The 14,085-nt window shown below is 70.3% G+C and carries 16 protein-coding genes and 1 other RNA gene; 6 read left to right on the forward strand and 11 right to left on the reverse strand.

What is annotated here, in order from left to right:
• Nucleotides 1–126 precede the first annotated feature (126 nt).
• The gene (locus JKJ07_RS18835) at nt 127–465 is read left to right on the forward strand and encodes a hypothetical protein (RefSeq protein WP_202992897.1); all 339 of its coding nucleotides are present in this window, start codon (nt 127–129) and stop codon (nt 463–465) included.
• Nucleotides 466–654: 189 nt separating this feature from the next.
• On the opposite strand, the gene JKJ07_RS18840 is transcribed toward JKJ07_RS18835, so the two are convergent.
• From JKJ07_RS18840 to JKJ07_RS18850, 3 genes are all read right to left on the reverse strand, one after another.
• Nucleotides 655–819, reverse strand: coding sequence for a hypothetical protein (locus tag JKJ07_RS18840; protein ID WP_202992898.1), 165 nt, complete (start codon nt 817–819; stop codon nt 655–657).
• A 36-nt stretch (nt 820–855) separates the two neighbouring features.
• Nucleotides 856–4,023, reverse strand: coding sequence for an AfsR/SARP family transcriptional regulator (locus JKJ07_RS18845; RefSeq protein WP_202992899.1), 3,168 nt, complete (start codon nt 4,021–4,023; stop codon nt 856–858).
• Between the two features lie 127 nt (nt 4,024–4,150).
• Complete coding sequence (locus tag JKJ07_RS18850; RefSeq protein WP_202992900.1) at nt 4,151–4,777, reverse strand: hypothetical protein; 627 nt, start codon at nt 4,775–4,777, stop codon at nt 4,151–4,153.
• Between the two features lie 151 nt (nt 4,778–4,928).
• Between JKJ07_RS18850 and JKJ07_RS18855 the strand changes: the two genes are divergently transcribed.
• Together JKJ07_RS18855 and JKJ07_RS18860 are read left to right on the forward strand one after the other, a co-directional pair.
• Complete coding sequence (locus JKJ07_RS18855) at nt 4,929–5,981, forward strand: S1 family peptidase (protein ID WP_202992901.1); 1,053 nt, start codon at nt 4,929–4,931, stop codon at nt 5,979–5,981.
• Nucleotides 5,981–7,180 carry a sialidase family protein gene (locus JKJ07_RS18860; protein WP_202992902.1) on the forward strand — a complete coding sequence of 400 codons (1,200 nt, stop codon included), beginning with the start codon at nt 5,981–5,983 and terminating at the stop codon, nt 7,178–7,180. The genes JKJ07_RS18855 and JKJ07_RS18860 overlap by 1 nt, the downstream gene beginning before the upstream one ends.
• Here JKJ07_RS18860 and JKJ07_RS18865 read toward each other — a convergent pair.
• The 3 genes from JKJ07_RS18865 to JKJ07_RS18875 are packed head-to-tail and all read right to left on the reverse strand — an operon-like array spanning nt 7,170 to nt 8,565.
• Nucleotides 7,170–7,583 (reverse strand): DUF1707 SHOCT-like domain-containing protein, encoded by a 414-nt coding sequence (locus JKJ07_RS18865; RefSeq protein ID WP_202992903.1) that lies wholly within the window; start codon nt 7,581–7,583, stop codon nt 7,170–7,172. The two genes, JKJ07_RS18860 and JKJ07_RS18865, sit on opposite strands and share 11 nt — an antisense overlap.
• Nucleotides 7,580–8,110: a TetR/AcrR family transcriptional regulator gene (locus JKJ07_RS18870; RefSeq protein ID WP_202992904.1), complete on the reverse strand. Its 531-nt coding sequence runs from the start codon at nt 8,108–8,110 to the stop codon at nt 7,580–7,582. The genes JKJ07_RS18865 and JKJ07_RS18870 overlap by 4 nt, the downstream gene beginning before the upstream one ends.
• Before the next feature lie 2 nt (nt 8,111–8,112).
• A complete protein-coding gene (locus JKJ07_RS18875) occupies nt 8,113–8,565 on the reverse strand; it encodes a nuclear transport factor 2 family protein (RefSeq protein WP_202992905.1) in 453 nt (150 codons plus the stop codon).
• Nucleotides 8,566–8,715: 150 nt separating this feature from the next.
• Here JKJ07_RS18875 and JKJ07_RS18880 point away from each other — a divergent pair, with 150 nt between their 5' ends.
• Entirely contained in the window at nt 8,716–9,306 is a 591-nt protein-coding gene (locus JKJ07_RS18880; protein ID WP_202992906.1) for an NUDIX hydrolase, read from the forward strand.
• An 18-nt stretch (nt 9,307–9,324) separates the two neighbouring features.
• Nucleotides 9,325–9,810, forward strand: a complete 486-nt coding sequence (locus tag JKJ07_RS18885; protein WP_202992907.1) for a hypothetical protein — start codon at nt 9,325–9,327, stop codon at nt 9,808–9,810.
• Here the strand turns inward: JKJ07_RS18885 and JKJ07_RS18890 are convergent.
• The 3 genes from JKJ07_RS18890 to JKJ07_RS18900 all read right to left on the reverse strand — a co-directional run bounded on the left by JKJ07_RS18890 (nt 9,776) and on the right by JKJ07_RS18900 (nt 12,855).
• Entirely contained in the window at nt 9,776–10,375 is a 600-nt protein-coding gene (locus JKJ07_RS18890) for an AAA family ATPase (protein WP_202992908.1), read from the reverse strand. The genes JKJ07_RS18885 and JKJ07_RS18890 overlap by 35 nt on opposite strands.
• A 67-nt stretch (nt 10,376–10,442) precedes the next feature.
• Complete coding sequence (locus tag JKJ07_RS18895; RefSeq protein WP_202992909.1) at nt 10,443–11,528, reverse strand: IS110 family RNA-guided transposase; 1,086 nt, start codon at nt 11,526–11,528, stop codon at nt 10,443–10,445.
• A 562-nt stretch (nt 11,529–12,090) separates the two neighbouring features.
• Nucleotides 12,091–12,855, reverse strand: a complete 765-nt coding sequence (locus tag JKJ07_RS18900) for a sulfite exporter TauE/SafE family protein (RefSeq protein ID WP_202992910.1) — start codon at nt 12,853–12,855, stop codon at nt 12,091–12,093.
• A 26-nt stretch (nt 12,856–12,881) separates the two neighbouring features.
• On the opposite strand from JKJ07_RS18900, the gene rnpB reads away from it, so the two are divergent.
• Nucleotides 12,882–13,283, forward strand: an RNA gene (gene rnpB / locus JKJ07_RS18905) — RNase P RNA component class A.
• 92 nt (nt 13,284–13,375) lie between these two features.
• Here the strand turns inward: rnpB and JKJ07_RS18910 are convergent.
• Complete coding sequence (locus JKJ07_RS18910; RefSeq protein ID WP_202992911.1) at nt 13,376–13,555, reverse strand: hypothetical protein; 180 nt, start codon at nt 13,553–13,555, stop codon at nt 13,376–13,378.
• A gap of 53 nt (nt 13,556–13,608) precedes the next feature.
• Complete coding sequence (locus tag JKJ07_RS18915; protein WP_202992912.1) at nt 13,609–14,085, reverse strand: hypothetical protein; 477 nt, start codon at nt 14,083–14,085, stop codon at nt 13,609–13,611.

The raw sequence follows: 14,085 nt of genomic DNA on the forward strand, positions 1-14,085 counted from the left end.
GCTCTCGAGTACGCGTCCGCCTCAACGAGTGAGGTGCCATGGCGGTGCGGCTCCTGAGGATGTTGGGTGCCAGGGGCGACGGCAACTTTACACGCGACTAGCCCCTTGGTTGCCCCGACTTGACGAATGATCCATTGGCTCTACGACAGAGATGGCGACGGCCCGCTGGCAGGCGGGCCGTCGGTGTCGACGCTTCCCCGGTTCCGTAGGCAGATTCGAGGAGTCAACATGCTCAAAATACAACGGTTCGATCGTTCCGAACAGCCGAAACGTCCCCCGGAGCCGGTGCTTGCCCGTGCCGTGCTGATCGCGGGCGGCGCATTTGCTGTTTCGATCACGACAATCCTTGGAGTTGCCGGTCGGTGGCGGTTGAGCGACCTCACCATCTTCGGAGCCCTCGGAGTTTTGTGCGTTATTGCCACATTGACTGCCTTTTTAGTGTTGATTTTGATGAGTCGCGAATGATGGAGGAACGCGCCTCAGTCGTACGACGCCGCGACCCTGTGGGCATCGGACCACCGGCCCGCGGTGTGGATGGGATGCGGGAGGCGTGCATAAATCGACAGGTGCCCCATTTGGTGGATCGCCGGCTCGCCAGGCACCGCCAATGAAGAGCCGGGCTCACGCAATGCGTGGGCCCGGTCGTTGGGTGGGTCAGGAAGCCAGGGCGTTGATGGTGGAGCGGTAGCGGGCGGCGGCGTTGGGGTAGCCGTCGGCGTCGACAGCGGCGATCTTGCGGGCCAGGGTCGTCCAGTCGGCGTCGGTGCCGGTGTTCTTGTCGTCGGTCCACAGCGGAACGGACAGGATGAAAGTCGTCACGTTCCTTGACGACGCCGTGTATGGGTTCAATATGCGCTACGTCGCTATTTTTCTTCTCGTAGTCGTCATGATCGTGGTGAGCAGTTCGGGGTTGGTGTAGCGGCCGGACTCGCGTTGTAGGCGTAGTGCGAGTTCGGCCTGCCGGACGGCTTCGGCCGGGCGGCCCTGGTCGTGGCTGATCTCGGCCAAGGCGGCCAGCGCCGCGCCCTCCAGCCCGCGGTAGCCGTAGCGCCGGGCCTCGGCCAGGGCGTCGTTCAGATCGGGGGTGTCCGGCGCGGGCGTGCCCGCCCGGCCGGAGCGGGTCCACCGGTGCTCGGCCAGGGCCAGCGCGATCGCGTTGGTCAGGGCGGGTGAGCGGGCCTGCGCCGACGCGGTCAGCCGGTGCGCGGTGCGGTGGTATTCGATCGCGCGGCCGGGCTCGCCGAGGGCGTCGTGCACCTCGGCCGCCTCGTGCAGCGCGAGGCCGAGGTCGCGGGCGTCCAGCCCGGCCGGGATGGCCAGCGCCCGCTGCACGTACGGCAGCGCCGTGGCCGCCGCGCCGAGCCCGCGCCACGCCGCGGACAGGTTGACCAGGGCGCCGATCCGGCAGGAGACGTGACCGACCTCGTCGGCGATGGTCAGCGCCTGGCCGGCCTGGCGGGCGGCCTCGCCGAACTCGCCGCGCAGCAGGCTCAGCTCGGCCGTGTTGGTCAGGATGATCGCCTGTCCGATCCGCGAGCCCTGCTCCTCGATCACCTCCAGGGCCTGCCGGAACAGGTCGCCGGCCAGTTTGAGCTCGCCCTGCTCGGCGCGGTAGGCCCCGAGCAGTTGCAGGGTGCGGCCCTCGTGCAGCCGGTCGCCGAGCTCCCGGGTGACGGCCAGGGCCGCCTCCAACTGGTCCACCGCGGCCCGCAGGTCACCCAGTTGCCCGTGCAGCGCGGCGGTGGATCCGAGGGCGAGCTGTTCCGCCTCGGGCCAGTGCGCGCGGCGGGCCAGGCGCGCGGCCTCGGCGTACCGGGAAACGCCTGTGGTGAAATCGCACCGGCCGTCGGCGATGCGAGCCAACGCGATCTGTGCCGCGGCCTGGCCTTTGAGGTCTTGCCCGGCCAGCGCCGCGCGGGCGCCCGCCTCGGCCACGGCGGTCCAGTTGTCCAGCTCGACGCGGGTCCACAGATAGCGGCCCACGGCATCGGCGAGCCGGATCACCGCCGTACGGTGGCCGGGGCCCGGTTTCAGGCGGCAGGCGGCGACGAGGTTGGGCGACTCGTCGGCGAACCAGGTCTGCGCGGCGGCCGCGTTCCCCTCGAACGGGTCCCGCCCGGCCGGACCCGGCAACCGCAGCGCCCCCGGCTGCAGGATCCGGTCCGCGGCGTCGGCGAACTCCAGGTAGTGCTCGTAGAGGCGGTCGAGGGCCGCCGCCCGGTCCGGCGCGGCCGCCTTGGTGCGGGTGTATTCGTGGATCAGGTCGTGGAAGGCGAACCGGCCGCCGCCCCGGCGCTGCACGAAATGCGCGTTGACCAGGCGCAGCAGGTCCGGCTCGACGGTCTCCGGCGGGCCACCGGCCACCGCCGCGGCCGTGGCGGCGGTGAAGCTGGGCCCGGGCACGACGCTGAGCAGCATGAGCAGCCGCTGCTGACCCCGGGTGAGGCCCCGCAGCGACAGGTCGAACGCGGCCAGCACCGCCAGCTCCGGATTGCCCCGCGCCCGGGCGCCGGCCCGATGCTCGGTCAGATAGTCGGTGATGGTCTGGGCCGGGTCCTCGGCCACGTCGGCGGCGGCGATGCAGAGCGCCAGCGGCAGCCGGGCACAGCGCCGGGTCAGGGCGCGGGCGGCGGCCGCCTCCACCCGTACGCGTACCGGCCCGGCGATGCGGGCGACGAGCTCGAGCGCCTCGTCCTCGGCCAGCGGGTCCAGCGCGATCTGCCGCGCGCCGTGCCGGGCGATCAGCCCGGCCAGCCGGTTGCGGCTGGTCACCACCACGGCGTTGCCGCCCCCGCCGGGCAGCAGCGGCACCACCTGCTCGGCCGAGGCGGCGTTGTCCAGGATCATCAGCAGGCGCTTGCCGGAGAGCAGCGAGCGCAGCAGCGCGGCCGCCTCCTCGGCGGCGGCGGGCACCCGGTCCGCCTCGACGCCGAGTGACCAGAGCAACCGGCGCAGCGCGTCGGCGGGCGGCGTGACCGGCTCGGCGCTGAAGCCCCGCAGGTCGGCGAAGATCTGCCCGTCGGGGAAGTCGGCGGCGACCCGCTGCGCCCACTCCACGACGAGTGACGTCTTGCCGATGCCGGCCGGGCCGACCACCGCCAGCACGGGCAGCCGGCCCGAGGAGCGGGCGTCGGCGAGGGCGGCGTCCAGCACCGCGCCTTCCCGGGTACGACCGGTGAAGTGCCCCGATCCGGGCGGGAGCTCGGCCGGCCGGGCCACCGCCGGGGGCTCGGCCGGGGCCGGGACGGCGGACGGGCGGTCCAGGGCCGGATCCTGGCGCAGCATCGCCTGGTGCAGGTCGGCCAGTTCGGCGCCGGGTTCGATGCCCAGCTCATCGGCCAGCGCGCCGGCCGTCTGCCGGAAGGTGGTGAGCGCGTCGGTCTGCCGTCCGGCCCGATAGAGCGCCAGCATGAGCAGGGCCACGAGGCGTTCCCGCCACGGGTGCCGCTTGACCAGGCCGCTCAGCTCGCCGATGACCTGGGCCGGGCTGCCGCGGTGCAGGTCGAGCTCGATGCGCTGCTCGACGGCGAGCAGCCAGCGCTCCTCGAGCCGGCCCGCCTCGTCCTCGACCGTCGCCAGCGGCCCGACGTCCCCGAAGGCCGGGCCGCGGCGCAGCGCCACCGCCTCGGCCAGGGCGGTGCGGGCCGCTTCCGGCTCGGCCTCCGTCAGGGCCCGGTCGGCCGCGGCGCACAGGGCCTCGAAGTGCCCGACGTCGGTCCACATCCGGTCGCGGTGCAGGCGATAGCCGGGGCGGCCGTTGCCGCTGATCCGCTCGTCGCCCAGGATGCGGCGCAGACCATGCACGTACGTACGCAGGTTGTTGCGGGCGGAGCTGGGGATCTGGGCGCCCCAGAGGGCGTCGATCAGCTCGCCGGAGGGCACCTCGGCGCCCGGGCGGCAGAGCAGCAGGGCCAGCAGGGCGCGTTGCTTGGGCGGACCGGCGGCCACCGCCACACCGTCGACGGCGACCACCATCTCCCCGAACGCGAGGACGCGAACTTCGGTGAGCTCTCCTGAGGACACGTTGCCGAAGATAGACGTGTGTCACGGTCCGGGGAACGGTTCACGGCCGTCCGGGGCGGCGAATGTACGGCGAATGTACGGGCGGGACGGAAGGCAACCCGGGGTCGCCTTCCGCCGCGTGCGCGGGTTACTTGCGGATCCCGTTGTACCGGTACGGCTTGAAGCCGTCGTTGCGGATGTCCACCACATGCACCTTGCGGTGGTTCATGTCGTTGGTGGGGTTGCTCTCCTCGTACACCCAGAAGTCCGCCTTGGTCTCCGGGTCGACCCACTTGTCGAAGAGCACCGCGTGGTCGTGGGCGTGCACGATCGCGTCGCCGCGGAGCAGGTCGTTCCAGTTGATGACGTGCGAGACGTCGTTAAGCGTCCACGTGACCTTGCTCGTCTTGAGCTTCCAGGCCATCGAGACGAAGCCCGAGCAGTCGGTGCGGTACCGCTTGCCCTGGTTCACGTCCCACGCCGAGGCCTGGTCGTTGTACTGCACGTTGCGGTTGTACCAGTCCTTGGCCCGCGTCATCACGGCGTCACGCTTGATGGGCTGGCCGTAGCCGGCCGCGGTCAGTTCCGCGTCCTCGGCGACGGTCAGCACCTCCTCCGCGCCCTCGGCCGCTCCGTCCGCGGCCGCGACCTGGACGACGTCGCCTGTGGGGGTCGCGGCGGCGGCGGAGACGGGGGCCGACATGACCGGCGCCGTGATCGCGACGGCGGCCGCGATCACGGCCATCCGGATCCGGCGGTTCGTGAACCTGCGCATCTGCTGCTTTCCTTTCCCGGTACGGGACGATGCCTCGCTGACATCGACGGAAAGCTATCCACGGGTCGCACATCGCTCGTACATGCGCGCGCCAACGGGAAATGTACGCCGGCTACCTACTTTCGGCGCCACCGAGAATGGGGAGGCAGACATGCCCAAGAAATGGCTCGCGGCGGCCGGAATGCTGGCCGTCATCGCACTTCCGGCGCCGGCCCACGCGGCTTCTCCCATGCGCGCGGAGGCCGCCACCGCCCTCGCAGTGCGGCTGGGTGATACCCGTACGGGAGGGATTTATGTCGACGCGGCCGGCCGCACTGTCGTCACCGTGACCGACCCCGCGACGGCGCAGTCGGTTCGGGACGCGGGCGGGGTCGCGCAGGTGGTCGAGCACAGCCTGACCGAACTGCGCTCGGCCACCACCAGATTGGACACCTCCGCCCGCATCCCGGGCACCTCGTGGGGCGTCGACCCGAGCACCAACCGGGTGACCGTCGAGATGGACAGCACGGTCACCGGGGCGAAGCTGGACCAGTTGCTGGCCGTCACCGCATCGCTGGGCGATGTGGTGACAGTGGACCGGATCCCCGGCACGCTCACCACGACCGCCGCCTTCACCTCCGGCGGGCAGGGCATTCAGAACAAGAACCAGACGCTCAAGTGCTCGCTCGGCTTCAACGTCCGCAACACCGCCGGCGCCAAGTCCTTCCTCACCGCCGGGCACTGCTCGAAGGACGTCAGCGCCTGGTACAAGGCCGCCGACGGCACCTACCTGGGCACCCGGAACGCGATCAGCTTCCCCGGCGACGACTACGCCGTCGTCACCTATCGCAACGCCGACGTCTCCGGCTACGGCACGGTGTGGGTCAACGGCGCCGAGAAGCAGATCAGCAGCTCCCGCTACCCGGTCGACGGCGAGTCGGTCGCGCGGGCCGGCACCACCAGCACCGACCTGGTCGGCGCGGTGCTCCTGACCAGCGCCACCGTGAACTATCAGGAGGGCCAGGTCACCGGACTGATCAAGACTTCCCTGTGCGCCGAGTTCGGCGACAGCGGCGGCCCGCTGTTCCACGGCGAGGTCGCGCTCGGCATCGCCTCCGGGGCCAACGGCGCCGACCAGTCGTGCAGCACCGGCGTCAACGAGCGGCGCTCCTACTACCAACCGGTGCAGGAAGTCCTCGACCGTACCGGGCTGAAGGTCTTCTGATGCGTCGTGTGCTCGCGGTCCTCACCGCTGTCGCCCTGGCCGCTCTTGCTTCGCCGGCCTACGCCGCCGATGAGAAACACTCCGAGTCACTGCTGTTCGACGGTGGTGGCGAGACGCTCAACGGCACCCTCTACCACTCGTTCCGCATCCCGTCGCTGATCCGTACGACGAAGGACACGCTGCTCGCCTTCGCCGAGGGCCGCGCCGACTCCAACCGCGACTACGGCAACATCAACGTGCTGGCCAAGCGCTCGACCGACAACGGGAACACCTGGTCCGGCCCGGCCGAGGTCGCCGGCACCGGCCCGGGCACCTGGGGCAACCCGACCGCCGTGGTGGACCGCACCTCCGGCAAGATCTTCCTGTTCCTGTCGTGGAACGCGGCCGGCATGAGCCAGACCGGAGCCGACGGCACCACCCGGATCACCCAGTGGGGCGAGCGCCGGGTCAGGCTCTTCACGAGCAGCGCGCAGGAGGACGGCCGCACCTGGCACGGGCCGGTCGACCTGACCGCCGCGGTCACCCCGAAGAAGCACGCCGACGGCTCGGCCTGGGCCTGGGACGCGGCCGGGCCGGGCGTGGGCATCCAGACCACGTCGGGACGGCTGGTCATCCCGGCCACGAACCGCAACATCTACAGCGACGACGGCGGGCAGACCTTCCGCAGCGCGCCGATGGCCAAGGGGCAGGAGGTCACCGGCGAGAGCACGGTGCTGGAGCTGACCGACGGCCGGCTGATGCGCAACGACACCGCGGTCAAGTCCACATGGGAGACAGCGAAGAGCCGATGGGTCGCCCGCGGCACCATCGGGGGCGGCTTCGGCCCGTACGCCCCCGATCCGCAGCTGCCCGACCCGCACGCGCAGGCCTCAATGCTGCGCTACAACCTGGACACGACGCCGCGCATCATGTTTCTCAACTCGGCCAGCACGGTGAACCGCCGGGCCATGACGATCCGGATCAGCACCGACGAGGGGGTCACCTGGCCGGTCAGCCGGCCGCTGAGCGACGCGCCCCTGCCCGCCTGGCCGCAGCTGGGCACGGCCAAGGTCGTGGAGGGCGGCTACTCCAGCATGGCCAAGACCGCCGACAAATTCGTGGGCGCCCTGGTCGAGGTCAACGAGAACGTCGACGCCAACGCCTCGTCGCACCGCTCGATCGTGTTCCGCAAGGTCAACCTGGCCTGGATCACCGGCTGACGTTCTTGGCCAGGGCCAGTCGCACCGGGATGGCGTGCCCCAGGACGCCGAGACCGCCACCGAGGACGGGCCAGACGAACCACGGGTACCAGACGCCGGCAGCCAGGGCGATCGTCAGCCAGATGCCGGTCACCAGCACCGCCATCGCGAGGTAGGCGGCGAGATGGATCCGTACGCCGAGGCGGGCGTGCCCGGCGCGCCGGGCCCGGGCCTGCGGGTCGCGGCGGCGCAGCTCGTCGGCGGGCAGGTCGGCCGTGAGGCGGGCCAGCTCGCCGGCGTCCCGGGCCGTCATCGCCGCGGCCAGGCGGTCCTCGTACTCGGTCAGGTCGAGGTAGCCGAGGTCGAGCGCGACGCCGAGGTGGCGGCCGGTGCGCTCGCGGTCGTCGGTGCTGGTGCGCATCATGACTGGATCCTTTCGGTGTACGCGTCGGCCAGCCCGCGGGCCAGCTCGGCCACGCCCGCGGGCTCGGCGATGTCGGCGATGCGGCCCAGGGCGCCGTCGCGGGCCAAGATGACCAGGCCGTGCACCAGGGCCCAGCTGATCAGCGTGAGCGACTGGTCGTCGGCCGCGGCGCGCAGGCGACTGATGGAGTTGTTGCTCGCGGCGAGCAGTTCGGGGTCGTCGGCGTGCAGCTCGGAGGGGCGGAACATCAGGTCGAAGAGGGCCGGATGGGTCAACCCGAAATCGATGTACGCCCGGCCCAGCGCGGCCAGGGTGGGTTCGGGCAGGCGGTCCATCGCGGCGGCCAGCTCGGCGAAACCGTCGGCCGCGATGGCGGTCAGCAGCGCCGCGCGGTCGTCGAAATGGTGTTTCGGCGCGGCGTGCGAGACACCGGCCCGGCGCGCCACCGCTCGCAAGCTGATCCCGGCGTGCCCGTGTTCCTCGAGCTCGGCCCGGGCGGCGGCGAGCAGATCTTCCCGTACGCCCACCGTCAGCTCACGATCGGCGCGGCGAGCGCCTCGTCGACGCCGTGCGCGGCCAGGACCTTCAACGCGGAGTCGACCAGCTGCGAATCCTCGTTGGCATCGATCGAGACGACCTTGCCCCAGCGCATCTCGATCACGTGCACGCCACGATTCTCGTACGGGGAATTGTCGGGCATGTCCTGCGTGGCCGTCCAGCGCACGATAATCGTGGTGCGCGCCGGGCCGCCCTTGACCCAGACGTCTTTGACGGTGAGCTTGAGAGTGGGGCTGACCCGCCCGAGGCGCTGCATCCACCGGTGGAACGACTCGCGGTCGTGGCGCTCGCCGCCCAGGGCGTGCTCACCCCCGAAGCGGTGCCGGATATCGGGCGCGCAGTCGTTGACCAGGGCCTGGAAGTCGTGGTTGTTGATGCGCTCGAAGTTACGAACCGCGATGCGCTTGACGATGGCGTGATACATGTTCGCCTCCTTGACGGTGTCAAGCACTAGGTTGCCCCATCGGCTTGACACTGTCAAGCGGACGGCGATCGATTCCCGCGAGATGGCGCTCGCGGTGGTAGCGCGTGCCCGCCACGATGTTGCTGAGCGGCGCCCTGGGAGCATGCACGGATGCGTGCGTCGGTGGCGGTTGTGCATTCGGTGGTGGCTGGGCTCGAGGCGGGGGACGAGCTGGAGGGCGAGCATCGGCGGCTGGTGCTGGATTGGCTGAGCGGCACCGACGACGTGTTCCGGCGGGTCAAGCCAGCCACTCCCGATCGGCACCTGGTCTCGTACGTGGTGCCGGTCGATCCTCACGACGGGGCGATCCTGCTGGTTGATCACGTGAATGCCGGGCTGTGGCTGCCGCCGGGCGGGCATGTCGAGCCCGACGAGGACCCGTGGCTGACGGCCGGGCGGGAGGTCGGCGAGGAGCTGGGCCTGGACGGCGCGGCGGTGTCGAAGGAGCCGGTGTTTCTGACGGTCACCGGCACCGTGGGGATCGACTCGGGGCACACCGACGTGAGCCTCTGGTACGTGCTGCCGTGCGAGCGTTCGCGGGCGCTCGTTGTCGACGAGGGCGAGTTTCACGGCGTGCGATGGTGGTCGCGGGACGAGCTGGCGGCGGCCGACCCCGCTCGGTTCGACCCGCACTTCACCCGGTTCCTGAAGAAGATTTCAGGCCGCCGCGACACGGGCGAAATGTCGGATTCGGGCGTTTAGGGAGCTGATACTGACCCGATGACCGCAGCCGTCGCGCCACCGACCCTGGAACTGACCAAGGCGACCTCGACCGAGGCGGACTACCCCACGATGGGGTGGCACGACTGCCGCATCCACGGGCTGAGCCTGGCCGAGCACAGCGACGACGGCGCCCTCCCGCAAGTGCGCCTGATGATCGACCTCGACTACATCGTGAGCTGGGGCGACGCCTCCTTCTGGATCTCCCCGGCGACGCTCGTCTTCGAGGGCGCGTGGGGCATCTGCGGTGAGTTCGGCCCGGTCTTCGAGCAGCTCGAGATCGCCGACATCCACCGCCTCGACCCGTCGGACGGGCACCCCGAGCCGTCGTGGCACGTCGAGGGGCACAACTTCGGCTTCCACCTGCGGGCGCGGGGTTACCGCCAGCATCTGCGGAGCGCGCCCCGACTCGTACACCGGAAGGTTTTGACCTCGGACGAACGCGGCGGGGTCAGCTTCGCGGAGCGCTCGTTCCAGCCAGGCTGAACCGCTCGACCGCGAGGCCGGCCACCTCGTCGGGTTTTCGGTGCGTGTTGTCGACGCGCAGGTAGTCGTCGCGGCCCTCGAACTCCGTCGTCGAGTTCAGCTGATATTGGTCGTCGGCCTCGATCAGGTGGAGCCGGGAGCGGTCGAGGTCACGCTTCGAGGCCTTCTCGGCCAGCCTGTCCTCGCCCGCGTTGCGTTTCAGGCGGGCCTCCTGCGACGCCTCGAGCTCGAGGAACAGCACGCGGCCGCCGCGCTTGACAAACGGCTCGGCATATCCGTCGAGGGCCGCTATGTCGGCCGGCTGGTCGAAGGCGCAGACATAAGTGAACACGAGCCCCGGCAGATCGCTGGCCGCCACCTCGTCGAGCACGCCCCTGCGGAAACCCTCGACCAGGCGATGGAACGGCGGCGTGCCGAAGTCGAAGAACCGCAGCACCGGCTCGATCGTCAGGTGATTGTGGAACACCCGGAAACCGGTGCGCGCGGCGATCGCGTTGCCCACGGTCATCTTGCCCACGGCGGGGGGCCCGATGACGAAGAGCAGGGTCGGCGCGGTCCGATTCATGCGCGGAGCGTAGCGAAATCGCCCTCGCCACGGCCCCCGATTTTCCCGCCCCTGATGCTCCTGTAAGTCAAGTTGTGGATAACTGGGCGGGTGGGGGTGTTTGCAGGGTGTTGCGGCGTAGGGCGTTTTGTAGGTGGGTGAATAGTTCGCGGGCTATGTAGCGTTTGAGGCAGCGTCTGATGTCGCGGTCGCTGAGGCCTTGGCGGGTTCTGCGGTCGATGTAGGCGCGGGTTTCTGGGTGGTGCCGGCTGCGGCTGAGCGCGATGGTGTGCAGGGCTTTGTTGGCTTGCCGGTCACCTGAGCGGTTGAGGCGGTGCCGGTCGGTGCGCCCGGAACTGGCGGGTAGGGGTGCGGCGCCGCAGAGCATCGCGAACGCGGCTTCGGCGCGGAGTCGTTGCGGGTTGTCGCCGGCGGTGATCAGCAGTTGAGCGGCGGTGGCGGGGCCGACACCGGGCCGGGCGAGCAGGTCCGGGGCGAGCTCACGCAGGATCAACTCGAGGTCGAGGTCGGCCTCGCGGATTTCTGCGGCCAGGTTGTGGCAGCGGCGGGCCAGCCGGCGTAGTGCCAGAGCGGTTGCGGTGCAGGGTTCGGTCATGTCGAAGCCTGGTTTCAGGTCGGCCGCCGCGGCGATCAGCCGGTCGGTGCCCAGGCCGCTCAACTGGCTGCGCAGGGGTTCGGGGGCGGTGCGGGCTATCGCGGTCAGGGCGTTTTTCGCCGCGGTCCGGGCTTTGACGGCAGTGGCGCGGGTGGTCGTGATGACTCGGAGCGTCTCGACAATCCCGGTCCGGGTCTTCGGGACAGTGGTGGCGGTGCCGGCCAGTACGGCCCGGGCTGCGGTCTCCGCGTCGATGGAGTCGCTTTTGCCGCGGCGTCGGCGGGTCTTACGGCTGGGCCGGTCGACCTCGATCACCGAGATGCCCTGGGCGTGCAGGTGCCGGTAGAGGCCGACGCCATAGCTGCCGGTGCCCTCGACCCCGACCTGCCGGACCCGGCCGAAACTGGCCAGCCAGTCCAACAGCTGCCGGTAGCCGTCGGGATCGGTGGGAAACTGCTGGTGACCGAGGAGACGGCCGGTGGTGTCGACAGCGGCGGCGGTATGGGTGTCGGCGTGGGTGTCGACACCGCCGATCACCTCGACCAAAGTTTCTGTCATGGTGGTCTGTGCTGCCCTCTGCTGTGGTGAACGGGGTCGGCACACCACCGGGCAAGGGCGGACAGCACGTTGACGGGGCTTCTAGCCAAGCTCCTGTTAAGTCACCGTTCTTGCCCGGTGGTGGCCCCAGCGGCGGTCGACAGATCAGGGTTAAGGCAGTCACACGACGCCCGGGGAAAACAGGGTCAGACCGACACCGGTGATCCACCAAGTTCTATCGCGGACACCACGTGGACAAAGAGTCAGACCCCGCTGAGGCCAACCCAGCATCTCAACGTGGACAACTCCGCATTGTGGATAACCCGTTCCGCCCCCTCCCGATCACGTAGGGTCCCACCACACCCGGGTGGGAGGGGGTGGCGGTGGCAGGTTGTGGTTGGTTCAAGATCAAATGCGAACTGCAGACGTACGCCACGTCGGGCCGACAAAAGCAATGGGGCCGAACTCCGCCTTCGGCGGCTGCCACGCGCGGCCTGAGCGGGAGGCGCGGCCGTAGCGCGCGACCGGGATGTTCCCGATGGCTGGGCCGGGCGAGTGACCGAGGGACGAGCGTGCGGGGTTGTCAGCTCAGGGCGCGATACAGCAGGAGCAGGCCGATAGCTGTGCCGAAGGTGACGATGATGATGCGGAGCACGTGGGAGGGCAGGCGCTGGGCGAGTTTGGCGCCCGCGTAGCCGCCGACGACCGTGGCCGGTGCCAGGATCGCGACGGCGGCCCAGTCGACCGGGGCGAAGAAGGCGAAGACCAGCAGCGTGACCAGCCCCACCGCGGCCGACAGGACGTTCTTGAGGGCGTTGATCCGGTTCAGCGGCTCGTCCAGGATCAGGGCCAGCGCCGCCACATACATGACGCCCAGCGCGGCGCCGAAGTAGCCGCCGTAGATCGCGCCGACGAAGACGACTGCCTGCAGCGAGGCGGCCGCCCGGCGGGGTGACATGGCGCGCGGATGCCCGACGAGGCCGCGCAGCCGCTGCTGGAAGGCGAGCGTGGCGGCCGCCCCGAGCACCAGGAACGGCACGATCAGCTCGAACGCGCGGGCCGGCGTGAGCAGCAGCAACGCGCACCCGCCGGCCGCGCCCAGCACACACGCGGGCAGGGTCGCGGTCACCCGGGCCCGCTGCCCGGCGAGGTCGGCCCGGCTGCCGATCACGCTGGAGACGTACCCGGGAAAGACCGAGACGGAATTGGTGACGTTGGCCGCCACCGAGGGCAACCCCGTCGCGATCAGGCTCGGGAACGTGATCAGTGAGCCGCCGCCGGCGATCGCGTTGACCGCCCCGGCCGCGACACCGGCCAGCAGGAGCAGGGCGACGTGTGCGATATCCATGATGAGTAGAATGACCGGGCGACGGACGAGTCGGCCAGGCGGTCGCGTCGGTTCCCTTCGGGGTGCCGCCGAGGAACGTCCGGACTCCGTAGAGCAGGGTGGTTGTTAACGGCAACCCGGGGCGACCCGCGGGACAGTGCCACAGAGAACAGACCGCCGGCCCCCAAAGGCCGGTAAGGGTGAAACGGTGAGGTAAGAGCTCACCAGCATCCCGGGTGACCGGGGTGGCTAGGTAAACCCCACCCGGAGCAAGGCCAAGCAAGGCCACTGCCGCGAGGCGGTGGCCGGCGCAGGCGTTCGAGGGCTGCTCGCCCGAGCCTGCGGGTAGGCCGCAAGAGCCGAGCCGGCAACGGCCGGCCGAGATGGATGACCGCCCACGGCGACCACGGTCGCCGGGACAAAATCCGGCGTACAGGCTGACTCGTCCGTCGCCTTCGACGTCACACCGTTGATCACGGCGCTGAAGTGCATCAATGGACGGACCGTTGTTGGGTGTGGTTCTCCTCGGCAACTAGCAGGGTCAGGACTCTACCTCGCTCTCCGCCGGGGTTCGTGGCAGCAAGAACGTGCGGGACCTGATCCAGCGTTCCGTCCCGATGCCGCGTCGGCGCAGCTGGGTCAGGCCTTCCTGAGTCGCGTAGATGCCTAGCACCGCCGCCAAACCGGCGACGATCGGCTCGGCCACGTCAGCCCACGTCATAGCCACCTCCGAAGCTCTCTTCGGTCGACGCGCGGTTTTGGTGAGGCGGGCGATCAATAACCCGGTGGCTGGCCGGCGGCTGCCCGAGCTGCGGCCTCGGCCGGGGTGTCGTAGTAGCCGGGCCGCGCCACCAGCACCGACTGGAAGAAGTAGCCCTCCTCCTCGTCGGGGTCGTCGTCCGCGGCGAACGGTCGCCACAGGGCGAGGAGCAGCTCGGGTGCCACAAAGCCGTCGCCGTCCGGCACCAGTTGGGTGTGCTCGGACAGGCGCTCGACGACGGTCAGCGCGGGCAACTCGAAGACGTTGACGTTGCGATAGGTGACGGTGTCGACGGGGTCGTGCGGGCGCCAGACCTCGATCGCATCGACGCCGACGCTGAGACCGAGGCCGCTCGGGCGGTGAACCAACGGGCCGCCCGTCGGGTTCGGCGGCAGGGGGCCGAGGAACTCCAGGGCTGTGCGGGCCGCGTCGGGTGTCATGCCCAGGCGTAGGGGGCCGACGCCGTACGGCGGGTCGAGGACGAACTCCAT

The sequence above is a fragment of the Paractinoplanes lichenicola genome, assembly GCF_016785085.1.
Taxonomy (GTDB): domain Bacteria; phylum Actinomycetota; class Actinomycetes; order Mycobacteriales; family Micromonosporaceae; genus Actinoplanes; species Actinoplanes lichenicola.